Source organism: Pseudomonas sp. F8002 (assembly GCF_013385495.1).
Lineage (GTDB): Bacteria > Pseudomonadota > Gammaproteobacteria > Pseudomonadales > Pseudomonadaceae > Aquipseudomonas.
This window is the reverse complement of sequence record NZ_JACAPW010000041.1, coordinates 191,239-214,008: the sequence shown is the minus strand read 5'-3', so window position 1 is coordinate 214,008 and position 22,770 is coordinate 191,239. Positions and strand designations below refer to the sequence as shown.

Genomic DNA, 22,770 nt, shown 5'->3' with positions numbered 1-22,770 from the left:
CGCGGCGCGGCATGTAACTTGCTCGGTCCAGGGCAGTCTCCGGCGGGAATTGCCCATGTTGCACTCACACCTCACCACCCTCAACGCCGTCTCCCTGGTACTCGGCACCTTCAAGGCCCAGGGCATGCCCAGCGAAGCGTTGCTCGCCGGCAGCGGTATCTGCGCGGCCGACCTGGGCCGTGCCGATGCGCGTATCACCACCCACCAGGAGATGCGGGTGTGTGCCAATGCCGTGGCGTTGCAGCAGGATATCGGCCTGGAACTGGGCCAGCGCATGCATGTTTCGTCCTACGGCATGCTTGGCTATGCCCTGCTCACCAGTGCCACCTTCGGTGACGCTTTGCGCCTGGCCCTGTGTTATCCCGCACTGTTGGGAACACTCTTCGAGCTGAGCCTGGTGCAAGAAGAGGAGCGCATCTGGTTCACCGCCAGCGATTATCGAGAAGACCCGGCGCTGGCGATGTTCAACGTCGAGCTGTGCCTGGTCTCGTTGAAAGTCATCTGCGACGACTTGCTGGGCCAGCCCCTGCCCTTGCTCGGCGCACGCTTTGAACACGACGCCCCGGCCTATCGGGCCCACTACGCCGAACACTTCGATTGCCCGCTGCAATTTGAAGCCACGGCCAATGCGTTTGCCTTCGACCGCCGCTGGCTAGACCAGCCATTGCCCCTGGCCGACGCGGTAACGCACCAGGCCATGGCCGAGCGCTGCCGCAAGCAGAACACCGAATTCACCGGGCGCCAGGCCTGGCTGGGGCGCATTCGCCAACTGCTGGGCTCGCAGCTGCACGCGGCCCCGGGCCTTGATGGGCTGGCGCAGCAAATGAACTGTTCAGCCCGCACCTTGCGCCGGCACTTGCAGAACCTGGGGTGCAGCTACCAGGAACTGCTCGACGAGCTACGCTTCGAGCGGGCCAAGCAGTTGCTTGGGGAAGATGCACTGCCGATCCATCGGATTGCCGAGCAGTTGGGTTTCAGCGAGACCGCCAGTTTCCGCCATGCATTTGTACGCTGGAGCGGCGTGGCGCCCAGCCAGTTCCGGCCTTGATCCATTCAAGGGCATGGCTGCGCTATTGAGGGGCGAATTGCGGACAGACAATTTGGCCATATCGATCCCCTTTTGGCCGCTCCTGCCATTCTCATAAACCGCGCCCGCCGCAAGACTGGACCTCACCGATTCAGCCTGCGGAGAACAACAATATGCTGACGATCTACTCGGACGATCACCACCTGCACCATGGCCGGTGCGAGTTGATGGACGGGCAACTGATGCCCTGTTTTGAAATGCCCTCGCGCGCCGACCATGTGTTGCAACGGGTCAAGGACCGCGAACTGGGCCCGGTGCAAGCGCCTGAGGATTTTGGCCTGGCGCCGCTGCAACGTATTCACAGCCCCGCGTACCTGGACTTCTTCAAAGGCGCCTGGCAACGCTGGACGGCATTTGGCCAGGACGGAGACTTGCTGCCCTACACCTGGCCCGCACGCACCTTGCGCCGGGTGATCCCCACCAGCCTGCACGGCCAGCTCGGCTATTACAGTTTCGACGGCGGCGCGCCGATCACCGCCGGCACCTGGCAAGCGGCCTACAGCGCGGCGCAAGTCGCTCTCACCGCGCAACAGGCGATCCAGCAAGGCGCCCGCAGTGCCTTCGCCCTGTGCCGTCCGCCCGGGCACCACGCCGCCAGCGACTTGATGGGCGGATATTGCTACCTCAACAACGCGGCCATCGCAGCCCAGGCGTTTCTCGACCAGGGCCACACAAAGGTGGCCATCCTCGACGTGGACTACCACCACGGCAACGGTACCCAGTCGATTTTCTACGAGCGCGACGATGTGCTGTTCACCTCGATCCACGGCCATCCGGAGGCGGAATTTCCGTTCTTCCTGGGCTACGCCGACGAGTTGGGCGAAGGCGCCGGTGAGGGTTTCAACTTCAACTATCCGTTGCCCGCAGGTTCTGACTGGGACCGCTGGAGCGCCGCCCTGGAGCAGGCCTGCGGGGATATCGAGCGCTACGGCGCCGACATCATCGTGGTCTCGCTGGGCGTCGACACCTTCAAGGACGACCCGATCTCCCAGTTCAAGCTCGACAGCCCCGACTACCTGGCGATGGGTGCGCGAATCGCCCGCCTCGGCAAACCGACGCTGTTTGTGATGGAAGGCGGCTACGCCGTGGAAGAAATCGGCATCAATGCCGTCAACGTTCTCGAAGGTTTTGAGGGATTCGCCCAATGAACATGCTCAAGCATCTCGTCCTCTGCGCCGCCGTGCTGAGCGGGGCCGCGCACGCCGAAGAAAGAACCCTGCGGGTCTACAACTGGTTCGACTACATCACGCCCAAGGCCCTGGAAGATTTCAAGGCGCAGAACCCCAGCGTCAAGCTGGTCTACGACATCTTCGACACCAACGAAGCCCTGGAGGCCAAGCTGCTGACCGGCAACTCCGGCTATGACGTGGTGGTGCCGTCCAACGTGTTCCTGGCCAAGCAGATCGAAGCCTCGGTGTTCCAGCCGCTGGACCGCAGCAAACTGCCCAACTGGAACCACCTCGATCCCAAGTTGATGAAGCTGATCGAGGCCAACGACCCCGGCAATAAATTCGCCGTGCCCTACATGTACGGCACCATCCTGATCGGCTTCAACCCGGACAAGGTCAAGGCCGCGCTGGGGGCCAACGCCCCCGTGGACAGCTGGGACCTGATCTTCAACGTAGAGAACATCAGCAAGCTCAAGCAATGCGGCGTGGCGCTGCTGGATTCGCCGTCGGAAATCCTGCCCCTGGCCCTGCAACACCTGGGCCTGGACCCCAACAGCAGCAACCCGGCGGACTATGTCAAAGCCGAAGCATTGCTGATGAAGATCCGCCCGTACATCACCTATTTCCACTCGTCCAAGTACATGGCTGACATTGCCAACGGCGACATCTGCGTGGCGGTCGGCTATTCCGGCAGCTTCTCCCAGGCCGCCAACCGCGCCAAGGAAGCCAGGAACGGCGTGACCGTGGACATGCGCCTGCCGAAAGAAGGTGCGCCAATCTGGTTCGACATGCTCGCGATCCCCAAAGGCGCCAAGGACCCGGAAGACGCCTACGCCTTTATCAACTACCTGCTGCAACCGGGCGTGATCGCGCCGATCAGCGATTTTGTCGGTTACCCCAACCCCAACAAGGACGCCACCGGGTTGGTGGATCCGGCGATTCGCAACAACCCCAACCTGTACCCGACCGAGGCGGCCATGGCCACGCTGTATACCCTCAAGCCCCTGGGACGTGACGCCGAACGAGCCAGGACCCGCGCCTGGACCAAGATCAAGTCCGGCACCTGATCGGTTGCCGCCGGTTGCGCCTCAGTGCGCAACCGGCGCGCGCCAAACCTGGCCCAAGCGCTTCAACGCCTGGCTGATCTGTGCCTCGGGCACGGCAGCAAACCCCAATACCAATCCGGCACGCTGATCCTGCGGCGTGAGTGACTCCGGCAACCAATAGCTGCTCAAGCCATTGATCTCCACACCCACCGCCGCCGCCTGTTGGATCAGCGCCTGTTCCCGCGCCAGGCTGTCGACCCGCACGGTCAGGTGCAGCCCGGCCGCCACCGACGGCAGGCGGCCAACGCCTTCAATGTCGGCGGGCCATTCGGCCAATAGCGCATTGAGCCGGCTCTGCGCGGCGCGGCGCATGCGGCGTACATGGCGCTGAAAATGCCCGGTCGCCATGAACTCCGCCATCACCGCCTGAGTGCTGACTTCCGAGTGGCGCACGTCCACCGCGCGGCGCCGGGCAAAGGCCTGGACCAGGCCGGCCGGCAACACCAGGTAGCCCAGGCGCAGCGCCGGAAAGGCCACCTTGCCGAAGGTCCCGACATACAGCACCCGCCCCGTACGATCGAGGGCTGCCAGTGGCGCCAGGGGCGCGCCGCTGTAGCGGTACTCACCGTCGTAGTCATCCTCGACGATCCAGCCGCCCGTACGCTCGGCCCAGGCGAGCAACTCCAGGCGCCGGGCCAGGCTCATCACCACGCCGGTGGGGTATTGATGGGACGGGGTGACGTAGGCCAGGCGGCAACCGCCGAGGCGGTTCAAGGCAGCGCAGTCGATGCCCTCGCTGTCCACCGTCACGCCATGCAATTGGCCGCCCGCCACCGCGAACGCATGGCCTGCTGCCCGATACCCCGGATTCTCGATGGCAACCTCATCGCCGGGCTCCACCAGCAGCTGTGCACAAAGGCTGATTGCCTGCTGCGCGCCACTGGTGATCACTATTTGCTCAGCCGTGCACTGCATGCCGCGAGAACTGCGTAGATAGGCCGCAATCAATCCACGCAGGCGCGCGTCGCCCGCCGGGTCGCCATAACACAGTTGCTGCAAGTCCGGCTTGCGCCAGAAAGCCGCATTCAGCTTGGCCCACACGTCAAACGGGAACAGATCGAAAGCCGGTACGCCCACCCTGAAAGCCCTCGGCGGACCACTGGGCGGAAGCGCCAAATGATTGTTTTCCACCCGCGCCAGCGCACCGCTGTGGATAACTTGACTGGACGAAAACACAGGTAAATCCGACCGACTTGTGGATAAACCTGGGGATAAGCCTGTTGATAACCCTGTGGACACTTTTGTGGATAGTTTTTTTGCGGGCGTCGGCGTCTGCGGCAATTGCGCCACATAGGTGCCATCACCCACGCGGCCCTCAATAAATCCTTCGGCGTACAGTTGGTCGTAGGCGCGAACCACACTGTTGCGCGAGATCGACAGCGCGGCCGCCAGGTCACGGCTGGCGGGGAGCCGGGTGCCACTGACCAACCGGCCATCCAGTACTCGCTGGCGCAGCGCCTGATAGAGCTGGCGGGTGAGTCCCTGGCGGCGGTCCAACTCGATACCCGCCGGGTTGAACGAGAGCGGTGGTTCTAGCGCAGGCATGGAATTGGACCTATAAAATTTACTGTAGATGGCTCTTACAACGAACCAATAGCCTGCCTAGGATGCAGGCATTCGCCAAGGAAAATCTTCATGTACACACCACGCGCCTTTGCCCTCGATGACTTGCCTGAAATCCAGCAACTGATCCAGCACACGCGCCTGGCGCAACTGGTGACCTTGGGCGAACAAGGCCTGCAAGCCAGCCATTTGCCGCTGCTGCTCAACCCGGATGAAGGGCCCAACGGCACCCTTTACGGGCACATGGCCAAGGCCAATCGCCAATGGCAGGACCTGCAAAATGGCGGCGAGGCCCTGGTGATTTTTGCCGGGCCCGAGGCCTACGTCAGCCCGGCGTTCTACCCGGCCAAGGCCGAACACGGCAAAGTGGTGCCGACCTGGAATTACATCGCGGTACACGCCTACGGCACCGGCGAAGTGTTCACCGACGCCGAGCGCCTGCTCGAACTGGTCAGCGCCCTCACCGACCGCCATGAAGGCAATCGCGCCCAACCCTGGAAAGTCAGCGACGCCCCGGCCGACTACATCGACGGCATGCTCAAGGCCATTGTCGGCTTTGCCCTGCCGATCCAGCGCCTGGAAGGCAAACGCAAACTCAGCCAGAACCGCAGCCCGGCGGACATCGCCGGTGTTCGCGACGGCCTGGCCGCCAGCACCGACGTACGCGACCAGACCCTCGCCCGCTTTATTCCCAAGGAGCCATCATGAGCCAGATCGAAATCCGCCAGGTCAGCGCCGCCGACCACGCCGCTTGGTTGCCCCTGTGGCAAGCCTACCTGCGCTTCTACAACACCGAGCTGCCCGACGCCGTCAGCCAGAACACCTGGCAACGCTTGATCGACGCCCATGAGCCGACCCACTCGGCCCTGGCCTGGCAGGACGGCAAGGCCGTAGGCATGGTCAATTTCATCTACCACCGTTCCAACTGGAGCATCGAGAACTCCTGCTACCTGCAGGATTTGCTGGTAGATCCGGCCCAGCGCGGCACCGGCGTCGGCCGCAAGCTGATCGAATTCGTCTACGCCACCGCCAAGGCCGACGGTTGCTGCAAGGTCCACTGGCTGACCCACGAGACCAACGCCACCGCCATCCAGCTGTACGAACGCATCGCCGAACGCCCCGGCTTTATCCAGTTTCGCAAAGGTCTTTAAGGAGAAGCACAGCATGACGACATCATTGGCCGACTGGAAAGGTGTCCCGGCGCCCACCGTCACCCTTATCGAAGGGCGCTTCGTGCGCCTGGAAAAACTCGACCCGGCCCGCCACGGCGATGACCTGTTCAACGCCCTGCAAGGCCCCGGCGCGGATCCGAAGCTGTGGGATTATTTGCCTTACGGCCCATTCCCCGAGCGCGCCGCCTTCGATGCCTGGCTGAACAACCACGCGTCCCACAGCGACCCGTACTTCTTCAGCGTGATCGACAAGGCCAGCGGCGAGGTGCAAGGCATCCTCAGCCTGATGTCCATCGTGCCCGAGCAAGGCCGCATTGAAATTGGCCACGTGACCTTCGGCGCCCCGATGCAACGTTCACCGAAAAGCACCGAGGCGGTGTACCTGCTGGCCAGGCACTCGTTTGAGCTGGGCAATCGCCGCCTGGAGTGGAAGTGCAACAACGCCAACGCCCGCTCCAAAAACGCCGCCGAGCGTTTGGGTTTCAGTTTTGAAGGGGTGTTTCGCCAGCACACGGTAGTGAAGGGAAAGAACCGGGATACGGCGTGGTATTCGATCCTGGATGGGGAATGGCCGGCGATTGGAGCAGGGTTTGAGCGGTGGCTGTCGGATGAGAACCAGGCGGGATCGGGTCAACTGAAAACGCTGGTGGAGTGCCGTACCTAAGCCACCCTGCCACCCCTGACAAATGTGGGAGCGGGCTTGCTCGCGAAAGCGGTGTATCAGTCACAAATGTATTGACTGACACACCGTCATCGCGGGCAAGCCCGGCTCCCACATTGTATCTTCAGCGTATCCGAGCCTTGTGCTCAGCCAACCCCGCCCATCTTCAACCCAAACGGCCTGAGCGCCGCATTCAACGACTTGAGCGTCTGATTGCCCTCGCCGTGTTCGATATACACCAGAGTACGCACGTGCACATCGACATTTGGTTCAGCATGGTGACCTCCCCCCAAACGACGCACCACCTCAGTAACCTCCCCGCCATCATTCTGTAAAAAACCTCCGCTATACAGGTCGACTCTTTTCCAAAAATAAGGACGTCTGCCATGCCTCCGTCACCCCAGCGCCTCGTACTCACCCTCGGCCTGCTGGTGGGCAGCGGCTTTGCTGACGCAGCCCCGACCCCGCCCAAGACATTGCAGATCGACACACCGACCACCACCGGGCAAACCCTGGGCGGCAGTGACTCGCTGACGATCTCGGCACCCGGCAGCATCACCACCAGCAAAGTGGCCGTGACCCTGAAGGACGGCACCCGCGACAATGGCGTGGTGATCGACAACGCCGGCAGCATTACCTCCACGGGTGGCCGGGCCATCGACAGCAGCGGCGATCTCACCGCCGCGCGCAACTACAGCATCTACAACCGCGCCGGTGGCGTGATCCAGGGCGCCAACGACGCGCTGCGCATCGACAGCAACTTCGCCAGCGGCAGCCTGCTGATCGACAACAGCGGCACCATTCGCTCCGCCACCGGCCAAGGGCTGGACCTGGATGCGATCCGCAGCTCCAACGTCACCACCACTATCATCAACCGCCAGGGCGGGCTGATTCGCGGTGACGCCAGCGACGGCATGAAGACCGGCGGCAACGCTACGATCACCAACTACGGCGAGATTTCCACCGGCGACACCCACTCGCGCGATGACAAATTCGACGGCGTCGACATCGACTCCGCTACTGGCGTGACCGTCACCAACTACGGCCTGATTTCCGGCGGGCGCCACGGCATCACCACCGACCTGGGCGCCACGCTGACCAACTACGGCACGGTAATCGGCCGCAACGGCTCGGGCTTTGGTTCCGACGGCGATGGCACGGTGATCAACCATGGCACTATTACCGGCGCATTTTCCGGACTGCAGCCGGACGGCGATGGTGACGGCGTGGACATCGACAAGATCGCCCACATTGAAAACTACGGCATCATCCAGGGCGTCGGCGCCGGCGGTGTCGACAAGAACGGCTTTGCCAACGGCAGCGAAGGCATCGCCCTCGGCGGTGGCTATGTGTTCAACGGCGTGGGTGCATTGGTAAGCGGTGCCAACAACGCGATCCTGGTGGACGACGGCAGCGACGGCCCGGGACTCGCTGCAACCACCCTGATCAACCATGGCACCATTCAGGGCCTGAACGGCTTCGGCGTGAAGTTCGTCGGCGAGTTTGCCGACACGGTGGTCAACGCCGGCGTGATCAGCGGCAGCAACGGCCTCGCCCTGGATTTGGGCGGCGGCGATGACACGCTGACCCTGCTCGGCGGCAGCCGCTTTGTCGGCGTGGTGGATGGCGGCACCGGATATGACCGCGTGATCATGGACGACGTCGCCGGCGGCAGTTTTGGCGACAGCCGCAACTTCGAATGGCTGGACGTGAAGCAAGGCACCTGGACCCTCACCGGCAGCGGCGACTTCAGCGACGGCGGCGAGATTTTCAGCGGCGCCAAGCTGATCAACCAGGGCGGGATCGCTGGCAACCTGACCGTCGATGAAGGCGGTATTTATGCCGGTGGCGGCAGTGTCGGCAGCCTGTTGGTCAAAGGCACCTTGCAGACCAATACCGCCCTCGGCACCGCCAGCATCACCCGCGACCTGACGATGACCAGCGGCTCGACCCTGGCCTATGGCGTGAATGCCGACGGCAGCAGCGCACCGGTCCAGGTCGGCGGCACCGCGTACCTGAATGGCGCGACCCTGGCGGTCAATCCCGGCACCGGCACCTACCCGTGGCAGAGCCACTACACGGTGCTGCAGGCCGGCAGCATCAATGGCACGTTCGGCAAGGTCACCAGCGACTATGCCTTCCTCACCCCCACACTGGATTACAGCCCTACTCAGGTGGGCCTTACCTATTCCCGCAATGACGTGGCGTTCAATCAGTTCGCCAACACGGGCAACGGCACCCGCGCCGCCAACGCCCTGGCGAGCCTGGGCAAGAACAACGCGTTGTATAACGCCTTGCTCAACACCACCAACAGCAGCGCCGGTGCCGCCATCGAGCAATTGGCCGGCAGCAGCACCGCCAACCTGACCAGTGCCACCCTCGGTGCCAGCGCTCAGGTCGGCAACAGCATGCTGAGCGCGATGCATCAACTGGGCGGCGGCGCAGGATTGCTGGTAGGCCTTGATCAAAAAGACACACCCGTACTGGCCGCCACCGGCGTACCCGCCGAAGCCCGCAACCTCAACGACCCCAATGCCCGGGGCCGCCTGTGGCTGCAAGGCATCGGCAGCTACGGCAAGCTCGACGGCGACCACGGCAGCAATGGCCTGACCCAGCGCACCAAAGGCAGCGTGCTGGGGGCCGATTGGGCGCTCGATTCGGACTGGCGCGTGGGCGTGCTGGGCGGTTATTCGAAGACCGACCTGGACACCACCGGCGTCGACGGCAGCGTCGACAGCTGGCACGCCGGCGTCTACGCCATGCACCAGAGCGGACCGCTGGCCTTGCGCCTGGGTGCTGCGTACAGCGGGCACCAGGGAGACAGTAAACGTACGGTGGCCTTTGACGGTTTCAACGATCGCCCCAAAGGTGACTACGACGCCAACAGCCAACAAGCCTTCGCCGAACTGGGTTATGCCATGGGCAGCGGGCGCCTGAGCGCCGAGCCGTTCGCCAACCTCGGCTACCAGCGCTACCACCGCGACAGCTACAACGAAAAAGGCGGCGCCGCCGCCCTGCATGTCGACGGGCAAACCCAGGACAATTTCAGCAGCACCTTCGGCCTGCGCCTGGCGCACTTGAGCCAGCTGGACAACGGCATCAGTCTCACGCCGCGGGTCAGCGCCGGCTGGAAACACACCTACGGTGACGTGGACAGCAGCACCCGCCAGGCCTTCCTGATGGGCGGCACCGCGTTCAACGTCGAAGGCAGCGCCCTGGACCGCGACAGCCTGTTGCTGGAAGCCGGGCTGGATGTAGGCCTGTCGGCACGCCATACCCTCGGCGTGGGCTACAGCGGCGAAATAGGCAGTAACAGCCGCAATCACGGGTTGATCGGGCAATGGCAGATGAGTTTTTAATCGCGGCCCACTAGAGACATCTCTGGCAGGCAAAGGGTGGATGGCCTGACATTTATCCGCCCTTTACCCCGCTAGATTTCCCGACCTCATACATCAAGAGGTCGGACCTGCATGCCACTCCTTCAGAAACAACTCGCACTCGCCATCACCTTCGCGCTGGGTGCCACCAACGCTCAATTCGTCCAGGCGCGAGGGGACATCGATCCAGACAGCGAGTGGTTCATCCCGGCGCCAGAGGCCGGCCAGCAAGGCCACCAGCGCCCCAAGCCACCCAAGCCCACTCCCGACTTTAACTTTACCGACCACGCCACCACCCGTAACGGCCAGCAGGTTGCCCGCGTACTGGACTCTGCCGTGGACACCCTCATCAAGTCGGGCGAACTCAATGACTGGGAGGAGTACGAACTGGAGAATATCGCCCGGGAACTTGGCAGGCTGGCACCGGGCCGTGTGGGTGCAGTTCTGGAGCAACTGGCAGGCAGCCAGAACGCCAACCTTGGTGCCGCCACTCAAGACAGTATGAAACAGCTCAACAGCAGCCTGCTTTCAGTCATGCGCAGGACAGGCGACGAACGCAACCTTACGGATGCCGAAGGCAATGGCCACGTATGGTTCCAGGCCCTGGGCAACGCTGGCAAGCTTGAAGGACAGCACGGTAGCGTGGGCCTGCAGCAACACACCCAAGGCCTGATGCTGGGCGGCGACTGGGCAGTGGACGATGCCTGGCGGGTGGGTGTGATGGGCGCCAAGTCCGCCAGCGACCTGAACGCCAAACGCTTCAAGGGCGAATTGGACAGCTGGCACCTCGGCGGTTACGCCGTGCGTCAGGACGGCCCCCTTGCACTGCGCCTGGGGGCGATCTACAGCAGCCATGCCGGCCAAACCCAACGCACCGTAGACTTTGATTTCGTCGAGCACCGCGAGCAGTCCAAAGGCAAATACAACGCCCAAAGCCAGAACGCTTTCGCCGAGCTGGGCTATCAACTGGACAAGGGCAGTTTCAGCATCGAACCTTATGCGGGGATCGGCTACCAGCGCTATCACCGCGACCGCTACAAGGAAAAAGGCGGCTTTACAGCGCTGAATGTCGGCGCCCAGACCCAGGAAAACCTCAGCAGCACCTTCGGCTTGCGCCTGGCCAGTGCCTTTACGCTGGACAACCAGATGGCCCTCAAGCCGCACCTGAGCACAGGCTGGAAGCACCTCTACGGTGACGTGAGCAGCACCGTGCGCCAGTCCTCCGCGTGGGTAAAACGGCCGGGCTTCAACAGTGACTTCACCATCGAAGGCACCTCCCTGGACCGCGACAGCCTGGCGCTGCACACCGGGGTGGACCTGGCGCTGTCGACTCGGCACACCGTGGGCCTGGCCTATACCGCCGAGGTCGGCACCCACAGCCGTAACCAGGGTTTGCTGGGCCAGTGGACCCTGGCGTTCTGATTATTGCGGGCAAAAAAAAGGGGGCACATGCCCCCCCGAGGTTTAAGCGGTAGTTTCGAAGGCTGTTGATCAGCCTTCGATTTCAATCAGGATTTCACCCGGGTTGACCCGGTCGCCCTTGGCCACGTGTACGGCGGTGACCTTGCCGGCGATCGACGCCTGTACTTCGGTCTCCATCTTCATCGCTTCAGTGATCAACACAGCCTGGCCGGCCTTCACCACGTCGCCTTCCTTGACCAGCACGTCGACGATGTTGCCCGGCATCGCCGTGCTGACATGGCCTGGCGCGGTGGCGTGCTTGCGCTTGCTGCCGCCACTGCTGACAAACTCGTTGAGCGGCTCGAACACCACTTCTTCCGGCATGCCGTCGATGGACAGGTAGAAGTGGCGCTTGCCTTCGGCCTTGACGCCCACCCCGGTGATGTCTACGCGGTAGCTTTCGCCGTGCACGTCGATCACGAACTCGGTCGGCACACCTTCACCACCGGCACGGGCCACGCCGCCGGCTTCAGGAATCGGCAACAGCACTTCAGGGCTCAAGGTGCCGGCATCACGCTCTTCGAGGAACTTGCGCCCGATGTCCGGGAACATGGCGTAGGTCAGCACGTCTTCTTCGGACTTGGCCAACGCGCCAATTTCGCCGCGCAGCTTGGTCATTTCCGGCTTCAGCAGATCGGCCGGGCGATGGTCGATCACCTCTTCGCTGCCGATGGCCTGGCGCCGCAGTTTTTCATTCACGATGCCCGGCGCCTTGCCGTAGCCGCCTTGCAGGTACAGCTTCACTTCGTTGGTGATGGTCTTGTAGCGCTCGCCGGCCAGCACGTTGAAGAACGCCTGGGTACCGACGATCTGCGAAGTCGGGGTGACCAACGGCGGGAAGCCAAGGTCTTCACGCACCCGCGGGATTTCGGCCAGCACTTCGCTCATGCGGTTCAGCGCGCCCTGCTCTTTCAGCTGGTTGGCCAGGTTGGAAATCATCCCGCCCGGTACCTGGTTGACTTGCACGCGGGTGTCGACGGCGGTGAATTCGCTTTCGAACTGGTGGTACTTCTTGCGCACAGCGTAGAAGTACAAACCGATTTCCTGCAGCAGTTCCAGGCTGAGGCCGGTGTCGAATTCGCTGCCTTTGAGGGCCGCGACCATCGACTCGGTACCCGGGTGGCTGGTGCCCCAGGCGAAGCTGGAGATAGCGGTGTCGATATGGTCGGCACCGTTTTCGATGGCCTTGAGCTGGCACATCGAAGCCAGTCCCGCAGTGTCGTGGGAGTGGATGAAGATCGGCAGGCTCTGCTCGGCCTTCAGCGCCTTGACCAGCTCGCCGGTGGCGTATGGCGTCAGCAGGCCGGCCATGTCCTTGATCGCCACCGAGTCGCAACCCATGGCTTCCATTTGCTTGGCCTGGGCCACGAACGCCTCGATGGTGTGCACCGGGCTGGTGGTGTAGGCGATGGTGCCCTGGGCATGTTTGCCGGCGGCTTTTACCGCTTCGATGGCCACTCGCAGGTTACGCACGTCGTTCATCGCGTCGAAGATGCGGAACACGTCGATACCGTTGACGGCGGCCTTGGCGACGAAGGCTTTGACCACGTCGTCGCTGTAGTGGCGGTAGCCCAACAGGTTCTGGCCACGCAGCAGCATTTGCAGGCGCGTGTTGGGCAACGCCGCGCGCAGTTTGCGCAGGCGCTCCCACGGGTCTTCTTTCAGGAAGCGTACGCAGGCGTCGAAGGTCGCGCCGCCCCAGACTTCCAGGGACCAGTAGCCGACTTTGTCGAGCTTGTCGCAGATCGGCAGCATGTCGTCGGTGCGCATGCGGGTTGCCAGCAACGATTGGTGGGCGTCGCGCAGGATGGTGTCGGTTACGAAGATCTTCTTGCTCATTCTTATATTCCTCACAGGCCTGCGTGGGCGGCGATGGCGGCGGCGATGGCCAGGGCCAGCTCTTCGGGTTTGCGCTTGATCGAGTAGTTGGTCAGCTCAGGGTGGCTTTCCACAAAACTGGTGTTGAACTGGCCGCTGCGGAATTCCGGGTTGCGCAGGATTTCCTGGTAATAGGCGGCGGTGGTCTTCACGCCTTGCAGGCGCATGTCGTCCAGGGCGCGCAGGCCGCGGTCCATGGCTTCTTCCCAGGTCAACGCCCACACCACCAGCTTCAGGCACATCGAGTCGTAGAACGGCGGGATGGTGTAGCCGGTGTAGATCGCCGTGTCGGTACGCACGCCGGGACCGCCGGGTGCGTAGTAACGGGTGATCTTGCCGAAGCTGGGCAGGAAGTTGTTCTTCGGGTCTTCGGCGTTGATGCGGAACTGCAACGCAAAACCCCGGTGCTGAATGTCTTCCTGCTTGACCGACAGCGGCAGGCCCGACGCAATGCGGATCTGTTCACGCACGATGTCGATGCCGGTGATTTCTTCGGTAATGGTGTGTTCCACCTGCACCCGGGTGTTCATCTCCATGAAGTACACCTCGCCCTCGGCGAGCAGGAACTCCACGGTGCCGGCGTTCTCGTAGCCCACGGCCTTGGCCGCGCGCACCGACAGGTCGCCGATGTAGGCGCGCTGTTCAGGGGTCAGCTGGGGGCTAGGGGCGATTTCGATCAGCTTCTGGTTACGGCGCTGGATCGAGCAATCGCGCTCGAACAGGTGCACCACATTGCCGAAGCTGTCACCGAGGATCTGCGCCTCGATGTGCTTGGGATTGACGATGCATTTTTCCAGGAACACTTCCGCCGAACCGAAGGCCTTGGTGGCTTCGGAAATTACCCGGGGGAAGGCTTGTTCGAGTTCTTCACGGCTGTTGCAGCGACGGATACCGCGACCGCCACCACCGGAGGTGGCCTTGAGCATCACCGGGTAACCAATGCGGTCGCCTTCGGTGAGGGCTTCAGCGATGTCGGCAACGTTGCCTTCGGTGCCCGGGGTCACCGGTACGCCGGCCTTGATCATGCTGCGGCGGGCTTCGGTCTTGTCGCCCATGCGGCGAATCACTTCTGCGGACGGGCCGATGAACTTGATCCCACGTTCGGCGCAAATGTCTGCCAGCTCGGCGTTTTCCGAGAGGAAGCCGTAGCCGGGGTGCAGCGCGTCGCAACCGGTTTCCACCGCCAGGTTCACCAGCTTGCGCGGGTTCAGGTAACCGGCCAATGGCTCGGCACCGATGCTGTGGGCTTCATCTGCACGCTTTACATGCAGGGCATGGCGATCGGCATCGGAATAGACCGCGACCGAACGAATGCCCATCTCGGCGCAGGCACGCACGATACGTACGGCAATCTCACCACGGTTGGCGATCAGGATCTTTTTTATCACTTGGAAATTCCCTTGAGCCGATTGCTACCTACTTCGACCCTGGAAGCGGGTCGGCGCGTGACCAAATGTTTCATGGCAGTCGCGTGACACACACTATGCCCCTGCAGGGATTAACAAAAATCAATAATTATTGGGTTGTGTATAAGCAAAGACTTATAGTCGTCGCATCAAGGGTCGCCAGGAGTGTTTGAACAATGCGTAAGTCATTGATGCGTATGACATTGCGTCAATTGCAGATTTTCAATGAAGTCTGTGATTTGCGTTCCTACAGCCGCGCAGCCGAGGAAATGTCCCTCACGCAACCGGCAGTTAGCCTACAAATCAAGCAGCTGGAGGAGCTGCTGGGCCAGCCATTGTTCGATTACGTCGGCAAAAAGCTCTATATGACTGAAGCTGCTGAAGCCTTGCAACGGGCCAGCCGGGACATTTTCGGCCGCCTGGAAAACCTCGACATGCAACTCTCCGACATGCAGGGCTCGTTGCAGGGCCAGCTGAAACTGGCGGTGGAATCCAGCGCCAAGTACTTCGTGCCGCACCTGTTTGCCGCCTTCAAGCGCCAGCATCCGGAGGTCAACCTGCACCTGACGGTGGTCAACCGCGCCCAGGTGATTCGCCGGCTTTCAGACAACCGCGATGACCTGGTGATCATGTCGATGGTGCCCCAGGACATGGGCCTGGAATTCCTGCCGTTCCTGAACAACCCGATTGTCGCGGTGGCACCCCACGATCATCCGCTGAGCCATCAAGGGCCGTTGCGCCTGCAGGACCTTGAGCCTTACACGCTGCTGTTGCGCGAGCCGGGGTCCGGGACGCGGATGGCGTGCGAAGAGTATTTCAAGGAGAAGCGCGTGCACTTCACCCAGACGGTGGAAGTGTCTTCGGCCGAAGCGCAGCGCGAGTGCGTGACCGCCGGGTTGGGCGTGGCGCTGCTGACACGCCACGCGGTCAACCTGGAACTGGCCACCGGCGGGCTCAGGGAGCTGCCGGTGGAAGAACTGCCGCTGTACCGCAGTTGGTGCCTGGTGCAGGCCAAGGCCAAGCGCCTGTCACCGGTGGCCCATGCATTCCTGGGCTTTATCCGCAGCGAGCGGCTGCAGATCAGCGCGCTGGCTGAACGCTTCGCTGGGCAGCCGCGGGTGCCTGCCAGTGGAGTTCCGGATAGTCACTGATGCTCTGTTGCAATTGACGCTGATCGCAGCGGTCTTCAATTGCGCGACGGAAGGCCATGCGGCGCTGGTCTTCCTGCTGGCGGCGGGTCTTGACGGTGCTGTTGCTTTCTTCGTATTGCCGAGCCATTTCGAGTCTCCCAATGCGAGTAAGGGGAGTTCAGGATGGGCTCGGGCAATGACGGTTTAGCGGCATGGGGATGACAGGACGATGAATCTTGCGGGGCTCAACACGATCAACTGTGGGAGCCGGCTTGCCTGCGATAACGGTGCATCAGCCCATGAAGATGGCAACTGACAGATCGCTATCGCAGGCAAGCCAGCTCCCACATTTTGACCGTGGACGCCCTTGAGTCAGTCGTCGAGGGCTTTTACGGACTTGGGTGACAACCGAAGGCTGCGCAAGCTGCGCTTCACGCTCTTGAGGTGGTTGACCAGGCTCGGGCCGCGCGCCATGGCCACGCCCATCGCCAGCACGTCGATCACCACCAGGTGGGCGATACGCGAGGTCAGCGGCGTATAGATCTCGGTGTCCTCGTGCACATCGATCGCCAGGTTGACGGTCGACAGCTCTGCCAATGGCGTCTGGCTCGGGCACAGGGTAATCAGGGTCGCGCCGCTTTCACGCACCAGGTTGGCGGTGATCAGCAAATCCTTGGAGCGGCCGGACTGGGAAATGCAGATCGCCACGTCGCTGGGCTTCAACGTCACCGCCGACATCGCCTGCATGTGCGGGTCGCTGTAGGCCGCCGCCGTCAGCAGCAAACGGAAGAACTTGTGCTGGGCATCCGCCGCCACCGCGCCGGACGCGCCGAAACCGTAGAACTCCACGCGCTGGGCCTGGGACATGGCGGTCACGGCTTTTTGCAGCTCCACCGGGTCGAGCTTTTCGCGCACTTCCATCAGGGTGTGCAGAGTGGTGTCGAAGATTTTCAGGCTGTAGTCGGCGACGGAATCGTCTTCGTGGATCGCAAACTGGCCAAAGCTCGCACCGGCCGCCAGGCTCTGGGCCAGCTTGAGCTTCAAGTCCTGGAAACCGGAGCAACCGATGGCGCGGCAGAAGCGCACGATGGTCGGCTCGCTGATGCCCACGCTGTGGGCCAGGTCGGCCATGGAACTGTGCATCACGGCCGCAGGGTCAAGCAGCACGTGATCGGCAACCTTGAGTTCCGATTTGCGTAACAGGTGGCGCGACTGGGCGATATGTTGCAACAGGTTCAAAGGGCTGGACTCTTGTTATTGGCAGACGCCAGGGATGTAGCAAGCTTGTAGTTATACTACAAGAATTACCGATTTGCCCGTTCGATGCATCACTTAATCACGCTGCTGCCCGCTGATTCAGCGGGCAGGCTCGATGTAGCCCCGCGTGCGGCTTGGGCTCAACTATGGAAAATCGGCATTTTTTCGTAACAAATCCGCCAAGCCATCCGCTTCCACCGGCCGACTGATCAAATAGCCCTGCACCTCGTCGCATTGCTCATCCCGCAAAAAGTCCAGCTGCTGCTGATCTTCCACACCCTCGGCCACCACCTTGAGCGACAGCCCGTGGGCCATGGCAATGATTGCGCGGGTGATCGAGGCATCTTCGCGTCCCTGGCCCAGGCCGCGAATGAACGTCTGGTCGATCTTCACGTAGTCCACGGGGATGCGCTTGAGGTAACTGAGGGATGAGTAACCGGTGCCAAAATCATCAATCGCCAGCTTCACCCCCAGGTCGCGCAGTTGCTGGAAGGTCGAGATGATGTGCTCGACGCTGTCGAGCAGCTGGCTTTCGGTCAGTTCCAGCTCCAGGTATTGCGGATCAAGCCCGGTTTCTTCCAGCACCTGGCGCACCAGGCTGATCAGCTTGCCCTGGCGCAGTTGGTGCACCGACAGGTTGACCGACACCCGAATCGGCGCCAGCCCCTGGCGTTGCCATTCACAAGCCTGCCAGCACGCCTGGCGCAACACGAACTCCCCCAGCGGCACGATCAGGCCGGTTTCTTCGGCCAGCCCGATAAAGTCGCCGGGCGGCACCATGCCCCACTGCGGATGTTCCCAACGAATCAATGCTTCGGCCGCATTCAGCTTGCCACTGGCCAGGCACAGTTTGGGTTGGTAGAACACCGTAAGCTGGCGCTCATCAATCGCCTTGCGCAGCTGGTTTTCCAGCTGCAAACGTTCCAGGGTGCTGGCCTGCAGGCTGTCGGTGTAGAACTGGAAGTTATTACCGCCCAGGTGCTTGGCGTGCTGCATGGCCATGTTCGACTGGCTGACCAGCGCGGATATTTCCCGCGCATTGTCGGGCAACAGGCTGACGCCCATTGAGGCACTGACCACCAGCTCGTGCCCTTCCACCGTCACCGGCACCCGCAACTTGGCCAGCAACCGCGTGGCCACCCGCGCCAGGCTCGACAGGTTGCCGTAGGCGTCGAACAGCACGGCGAATTCATCGCCAGAGAGCCGCGCTATGGTGTCGGCTTCGGGCAAGGCGTTGATCAAGCGGCGGGCCATTTTCTGCAACAACTGGTCGGCCACTTCATGCCCGAGGCTGTCGTTGAGCAGCTTGAAACGGTCCAGGTTGATATGCAGCAAGGCCAGGCTGCGGCCACCCTGGCGCACCCGCTGATGGGCTTCGCGCAACCGCTCGCGGAACAGCGAGCGGTTGGCCAGCCCGGTCAATTCGTCGTAATGCGTGAGGTAGCGCATGCGCTCCTCGGATTCGCGCCGCGCGGACAGATCAGCGAAGAAACCCACGATATGGCTGACATTTCCCCGAATATCCCGGACTACATTCAGTTGTAGCCATTGCGGGTAGAGTTCGCCGTTCTTGCGGGTCTCCACGAGCTCGCCCTGCCAGGTGCCGTGGCTGAGCAACGCCTGGCGGATCACCGGGAAGTGGCGCCGTGCGTCGCGGCTGCTGGGCAGTTCCACGACATTGCGCCCGATCATGTCGTCAATGTCGAAGCCGGTGACGCGGCTGAATGCCTGGTTGACGGCTATCAGCACGTAGTCCGGGTCGAGGATCACTATGCCTTCGCTGGCCGCCTCGAACACCGTCGATGCCAGGCGCTGCTGTTCTTCCAGGACCTTGCCGGCGCTGATGTCGCGGCGGGTACCGAGCATCCGCGTGACGCGCCCGCCTGCCGAGCGCTCCACGGCGCGGCCACGATCCTGGATCCATACCCAATGGCCATCGCCATGGCGCACCCGGTATTCCACCAGGTAGTCCTCGCTGCGGCCTTTAAGGTGCTCCACCAGCGCGCGCTTGAGCAGCGGCAAGTCGTCCGGGTGCAGGCGTGGCTTGAGGTGGCTGAGCATCGCCGTGACGTATTCCGGCTCCAGGCCGAACAACTCCTTGAGCTGGGTATGGTGGACCTCATCGGTTTGCAGGTTCCAGTCCCACAGCCCCAGTTCGCTGGCCTGCAACGCCATGGCCAGACGCGCCTCGCTTTTGCTCAGGGCCAGGCTGGCCGCGTCCAGTTCCTGACTGCGCTGATCGACGCGTTGCTGCAGGCCGATCTGTGCTTCGCGCAACTCTTGTTCGACCTGGCGCCGCTGCTCCACCTCACGCACCAGTTCCTGGTTCAGTTGCTCGCTGCGTTGCTGCGCTTGCTGCAGATGCTCGATCAACGCCTGGTTCTGGAAGCGCCTGAGCAGCCCGCGCTGGATCAGGCGATTGACCTGCCATGCCACCAGGCTCAGGGATGCCAGCAGAATCAGGCCCAGGCAACCCCAGCCTTGCTGTTGCGGGTCGCCGCTCCAGAATAAATAGAGGATGGCCGGCACCAGGCAGGGCACGGCAAACGACAGGAAAGCCGGCAGGCTGACGGCATAGGCCACACTGGCGGACAAGGTCGCCGCGCCGAGCAGGCCGAACACCCAGGCCTGCTGCGCAAAGCTGTCCACCGGTACCAGGGCGATGGCAGCACTGGCCAGCGTCAAGCCGCTGACGGCCGAGCCCAGCATGAACATGCGTCGCCAGATCGGCTGCGCCTGGCGGCTGGGCATGGCGGAATCGAACGCCGCCACCTGAATTACCCGCAAGGCCACCAGCGCCAGCAGCCATACCAGCCAAATGCTGTCCAGCAGATAGCGCTGCGGGCTCCAGAGCAACCAGGCGCAGACCAGTCCATTCACCAGCATTAATAAAGTAGGCAGCAGGGAGCCTTGGTAAAGCAGGCGCGTGCGCTCCACCGCCATCTCCATGGCGTAGTGCTTGCGGATAACCTGCGCCGGCGCCACGGAGGGTCCCGCCAGGTCAATGCTAAGGGTCATAGGCAGTGTTCTTATAATGGTGAGCCCGAAACGTCGACGGAGCATACACAAGCAAACGCTCGGGCCAAACTGCCCCAAGTCATAAAAACAGTGCGACAATCAGGCGCAAACCTTGGAGCCAGACAGCTTGAGTGAGACAGGGCGCGGGCTGTGGGCGATGACCGACCGGTCATCACCGTGAATAGATTGTTGCCTTATCCTGTGTCGACGCAGAAGTTTTCCCGTGACCACCCGGCATTGGGATTTGCCCGACTCCCCCGGGCACCCTAGAATGCGCCGATGCGCGATGATCTCTCTCTTTTGCTGAACTCCCTCAACGATGCCCAACGCCAGGCCGTAGCGGCCCCCGTTGGCCGTCAGTTGGTCCTGGCCGGTGCTGGCTCCGGTAAAACCCGAGTGCTGGTGCACCGTATCGCCTGGTTGATCCAGGTCGAGAACGCCTCACCGCATTCCATCCTGTCGGTGACCTTCACCAACAAGGCCGCTGCCGAGATGCGTCATCGCATCGAGCAGTTGATGGGCATCAGCCCGGCCGGCATGTGGGTGGGCACCTTCCACGGCCTGGCGCACCGCCTGTTGCGGGCGCATTGGCAGGAAGCCGGCCTGAGCCAGACCTTCCAGATTCTCGACAGCGACGACCAGCAACGCCTGGTCAAGCGGGTGATCCGCGAGCTGGGCCTGGATGAACAACGCTGGCCGGTCCGTCAGGCCCAGTGGTTCATCAATGGCCAGAAAGATGAAGGCCTGCGCCCGCAACATATCCAGGCCAGCGGCGACCTGTTCCTGGCCACCATGCGCAGCATTTATGAAGCCTATGAAGTGGCCTGCCAGCGCGCCGGCGTCATCGACTTCTCCGAACTGCTGCTGCGCGCCCTCGACTTGTGGCGCGACAACCCGGGCTTGCTGGCGCACTACCAGAAGCGCTTCCGCCACATCCTGGTGGACGAGTTCCAGGATACCAACGCCGTGCAGTACGCCTGGTTGCGCCTGCTGGCCAAGGGCGGCGACAGCCTGATGGTGGTGGGCGACGACGACCAGTCGATCTACGGCTGGCGTGGCGCGAAAATCGAGAACATCTACCAGTACAGCGACGACTTCCCGGACGCCGAAACCATCCGCCTGGAACAGAACTACCGCTCCACCGCCGGGATCCTCAAGGCCGCCAACGCCTTGATCGCCAACAACACCGGGCGCCTGGGCAAAGAACTGTGGACCGACGGCGGCGAAGGCGAAGCGATCAACCTGTACGCCGCCTTCAACGAACACGATGAAGCGCGCTACGTGGTGGAAACCATCGAAAGCGCCCTGAAAACCGGCCTGGCCCGCAGCGATATCGCGATTCTCTACCGCTCCAACGCCCAATCACGGGTATTGGAAGAGGCCCTGCTGCGCGAGCGCATTCCGTATCGCATCTATGGTGGCCAGCGCTTCTTCGAACGTGCCGAAATCAAGAACGCCATGGCCTACCTGCGCTTGCTGGAAGGTCGCGGCAACGATGCGGCGCTGGAACGGGTGATCAACATTCCGGCCCGTGGCATCGGCGAGAAGACCGTCGAGGCGATTCGCGACCACGCACGCCACAGCGATGTGTCGATGTGGGAAGCGATGCGCCTGCTGATCGCCAACAAGGGCCTGACCGGCCGTGCGGCCGGTGCCTTGAGCGTGTTTATCGAGCTGATCGAGAACCTGGCCGCCAAGTGCATGGAAATGCCCCTGCACCTGATGACCCAGACCGTGATCGAGCAGTCCGGCCTGATCGCCTACCACGAAGCGGAAAAAGGCGAGAAAGGCCAGGCCCGGGTAGAAAACCTTGAGGAACTGGTCAGCGCCGCCCGTGCGTTCGAAAACACCGAAGAAGACGAAGACCTGACGCCACTGGCGGCATTCCTCGGCCACGCTTCCCTGGAAGCCGGCGACACCCAGGCCGATGAGCATGAAGACAGCATTCAGCTGATGACCTTGCACAGTGCCAAGGGCCTGGAATTCCCCTACGTGTTCCTGGTGGGCATGGAAGAAGGCCTGTTCCCCCACAAGATGAGCCTGGAAGAACCCGGCCGCCTTGAGGAGGAACGCCGCCTGGCCTACGTGGGCATCACCCGGGCGATGCAGAACCTGGTGATGACCTACGCCGAAACCCGGCGCCTGTACGGCAGTGAGACCTACAACAAGGTGTCGCGCTTCGTACGTGAAGTGCCGAAAGGGCTGATTCAGGAAGTGCGCCTGTCCAACAGCGTCAGTCGCCCGTTCGGCGGCGGCCAGCAGCAGAACTCCAGCAGCATGTTCGCTGGTTCGGAAATCCCCGAGACGCCGTTCAGCCTTGGCCAGCAGGTCAAGCACGCGATCTTCGGCGAAGGCGTGATCCTCAACTTCGAAGGCGCCGGTGCCCAGGCCAGGGTGCAGGTGAACTTCGCCGAAGGCAGCAAGTGGCTGATGATGGGCTACGCCAAGCTCGAAGCAATCTGAAACAACTGTAGAACATGAAGGA

At 62.5% G+C, this 22,770-nt stretch carries 16 protein-coding genes; 10 read left to right on the top strand and 6 right to left on the bottom strand.

Annotated features, from left to right (window positions below; genetic code table 11):
- Window positions 1–55: 55 nt before the first annotated feature.
- The 3 genes from HX811_RS27870 to HX811_RS27860 all read left to right on the top strand — a co-directional run bounded on the left by HX811_RS27870 (window position 56) and on the right by HX811_RS27860 (window position 3,323).
- On the top strand, window positions 56–1,048 hold the full coding sequence (locus HX811_RS27870) for an AraC family transcriptional regulator (protein WP_177048327.1): 993 nt from the start codon (window positions 56–58) through the stop codon (window positions 1,046–1,048).
- Window positions 1,049–1,200: 152 nt separating this feature from the next.
- The gene (locus HX811_RS27865; RefSeq protein WP_177048324.1) at window positions 1,201–2,235 is read left to right on the top strand and encodes a histone deacetylase family protein; all 1,035 of its coding nucleotides are present in this window, start codon (window positions 1,201–1,203) and stop codon (window positions 2,233–2,235) included.
- Window positions 2,232–3,323 (top strand): polyamine ABC transporter substrate-binding protein, encoded by a 1,092-nt coding sequence (locus HX811_RS27860; RefSeq protein WP_008439486.1) that lies wholly within the window; start codon window positions 2,232–2,234, stop codon window positions 3,321–3,323. Before HX811_RS27865 ends, HX811_RS27860 begins: the two co-directional genes overlap by 4 nt.
- Before the next feature lie 21 nt (window positions 3,324–3,344).
- Here the strand turns inward: HX811_RS27860 and HX811_RS27855 are convergent, their stop codons facing one another.
- On the bottom strand, window positions 3,345–4,907 hold the full coding sequence (locus tag HX811_RS27855) for a PLP-dependent aminotransferase family protein (protein ID WP_177048322.1): 1,563 nt from the start codon (window positions 4,905–4,907) through the stop codon (window positions 3,345–3,347).
- A 90-nt stretch (window positions 4,908–4,997) separates the two neighbouring features.
- Here HX811_RS27855 and HX811_RS27850 point away from each other — a divergent pair, with 90 nt between their 5' ends.
- The 5 genes from HX811_RS27850 to HX811_RS27830 all read left to right on the top strand — a co-directional run bounded on the left by HX811_RS27850 (window position 4,998) and on the right by HX811_RS27830 (window position 11,557).
- Entirely contained in the window at window positions 4,998–5,633 is a 636-nt protein-coding gene (locus tag HX811_RS27850) for an FMN-binding negative transcriptional regulator (RefSeq protein ID WP_177048320.1), read from the top strand.
- A complete protein-coding gene (locus HX811_RS27845; protein WP_177048318.1) occupies window positions 5,630–6,076 on the top strand; it encodes a GNAT family N-acetyltransferase in 447 nt (148 codons plus the stop codon). Before HX811_RS27850 ends, HX811_RS27845 begins: the two co-directional genes overlap by 4 nt.
- A gap of 13 nt (window positions 6,077–6,089) precedes the next feature.
- Window positions 6,090–6,761 carry a GNAT family N-acetyltransferase gene (locus HX811_RS27840; RefSeq protein ID WP_177048315.1) on the top strand — a complete coding sequence of 224 codons (672 nt, stop codon included), beginning with the start codon at window positions 6,090–6,092 and terminating at the stop codon, window positions 6,759–6,761.
- A 383-nt stretch (window positions 6,762–7,144) separates the two neighbouring features.
- Window positions 7,145–10,117, top strand: coding sequence for an autotransporter domain-containing protein (locus tag HX811_RS27835; RefSeq protein WP_177048313.1), 2,973 nt, complete (start codon window positions 7,145–7,147; stop codon window positions 10,115–10,117).
- Between the two features lie 111 nt (window positions 10,118–10,228).
- The gene (locus HX811_RS27830) at window positions 10,229–11,557 is read left to right on the top strand and encodes an autotransporter domain-containing protein (protein ID WP_177048302.1); all 1,329 of its coding nucleotides are present in this window, start codon (window positions 10,229–10,231) and stop codon (window positions 11,555–11,557) included.
- A 69-nt stretch (window positions 11,558–11,626) separates the two neighbouring features.
- On the opposite strand, the gene oadA is transcribed toward HX811_RS27830, so the two are convergent.
- Together oadA and HX811_RS27820 are read right to left on the bottom strand one after the other, a co-directional pair.
- Window positions 11,627–13,435: a sodium-extruding oxaloacetate decarboxylase subunit alpha gene (gene oadA, locus HX811_RS27825; protein WP_003213440.1), complete on the bottom strand. Its 1,809-nt coding sequence runs from the start codon at window positions 13,433–13,435 to the stop codon at window positions 11,627–11,629.
- 11 nt (window positions 13,436–13,446) lie between these two features.
- The gene (locus tag HX811_RS27820; RefSeq protein WP_003213442.1) at window positions 13,447–14,862 is read right to left on the bottom strand and encodes an acetyl-CoA carboxylase biotin carboxylase subunit; all 1,416 of its coding nucleotides are present in this window, start codon (window positions 14,860–14,862) and stop codon (window positions 13,447–13,449) included.
- Between the two features lie 194 nt (window positions 14,863–15,056).
- On the opposite strand from HX811_RS27820, the gene HX811_RS27815 reads away from it, so the two are divergent.
- Entirely contained in the window at window positions 15,057–16,031 is a 975-nt protein-coding gene (locus HX811_RS27815) for a LysR family transcriptional regulator (protein WP_003213443.1), read from the top strand.
- Here HX811_RS27815 and HX811_RS32100 read toward each other — a convergent pair.
- The 3 genes from HX811_RS32100 to HX811_RS27805 form a co-directional block, all read right to left on the bottom strand.
- Window positions 15,961–16,158: a PA3496 family putative envelope integrity protein gene (locus HX811_RS32100; protein WP_003213445.1), complete on the bottom strand. Its 198-nt coding sequence runs from the start codon at window positions 16,156–16,158 to the stop codon at window positions 15,961–15,963. The two genes, HX811_RS27815 and HX811_RS32100, sit on opposite strands and share 71 nt — an antisense overlap.
- A gap of 224 nt (window positions 16,159–16,382) precedes the next feature.
- On the bottom strand, window positions 16,383–17,249 hold the full coding sequence (hexR, locus tag HX811_RS27810; RefSeq protein ID WP_003213447.1) for a transcriptional regulator HexR: 867 nt from the start codon (window positions 17,247–17,249) through the stop codon (window positions 16,383–16,385).
- A gap of 162 nt (window positions 17,250–17,411) precedes the next feature.
- A complete protein-coding gene (locus tag HX811_RS27805; RefSeq protein ID WP_177022400.1) occupies window positions 17,412–20,285 on the bottom strand; it encodes a GGDEF domain-containing phosphodiesterase in 2,874 nt (957 codons plus the stop codon).
- Window positions 20,286–20,564: 279 nt separating this feature from the next.
- Between HX811_RS27805 and uvrD the strand changes: the two genes are divergently transcribed.
- A complete protein-coding gene (uvrD, locus tag HX811_RS27800; protein WP_177048300.1) occupies window positions 20,565–22,748 on the top strand; it encodes a DNA helicase II in 2,184 nt (727 codons plus the stop codon).
- Window positions 22,749–22,770: the final 22 nt, after the last annotated feature.

Bases quoted from the DNA above. Each gene is read 5' to 3' on its own strand.
- HX811_RS27815 (WP_003213443.1), top strand. From the start codon at position 15,057: ATGCGTAAGTCATTGATGCGTATGACATTGCGTCAATTGCAGATTTTC.
- HX811_RS27805 (WP_177022400.1), bottom strand. From the start codon at position 20,285: ATGACCCTTAGCATTGACCTGGCGGGACCCTCCGTGGCGCCGGCGCAG.
- HX811_RS27860 (WP_008439486.1), top strand. From the start codon at position 2,232: ATGAACATGCTCAAGCATCTCGTCCTCTGCGCCGCCGTGCTGAGCGGG.
- HX811_RS27855 (WP_177048322.1), bottom strand. From the start codon at position 4,907: ATGCCTGCGCTAGAACCACCGCTCTCGTTCAACCCGGCGGGTATCGAG.
- uvrD (WP_177048300.1), top strand. From the start codon at position 20,565: ATGCGCGATGATCTCTCTCTTTTGCTGAACTCCCTCAACGATGCCCAA.
- HX811_RS27845 (WP_177048318.1), top strand. From the start codon at position 5,630: ATGAGCCAGATCGAAATCCGCCAGGTCAGCGCCGCCGACCACGCCGCT.
- HX811_RS27830 (WP_177048302.1), top strand. From the start codon at position 10,229: ATGCCACTCCTTCAGAAACAACTCGCACTCGCCATCACCTTCGCGCTG.
- oadA (WP_003213440.1), bottom strand. From the start codon at position 13,435: ATGAGCAAGAAGATCTTCGTAACCGACACCATCCTGCGCGACGCCCAC.
- HX811_RS27850 (WP_177048320.1), top strand. From the start codon at position 4,998: ATGTACACACCACGCGCCTTTGCCCTCGATGACTTGCCTGAAATCCAG.
- HX811_RS27865 (WP_177048324.1), top strand. From the start codon at position 1,201: ATGCTGACGATCTACTCGGACGATCACCACCTGCACCATGGCCGGTGC.
- HX811_RS27835 (WP_177048313.1), top strand. From the start codon at position 7,145: ATGCCTCCGTCACCCCAGCGCCTCGTACTCACCCTCGGCCTGCTGGTG.
- HX811_RS27870 (WP_177048327.1), top strand. From the start codon at position 56: ATGTTGCACTCACACCTCACCACCCTCAACGCCGTCTCCCTGGTACTC.
- HX811_RS27840 (WP_177048315.1), top strand. From the start codon at position 6,090: ATGACGACATCATTGGCCGACTGGAAAGGTGTCCCGGCGCCCACCGTC.
- HX811_RS32100 (WP_003213445.1), bottom strand. From the start codon at position 16,158: ATGGCTCGGCAATACGAAGAAAGCAACAGCACCGTCAAGACCCGCCGC.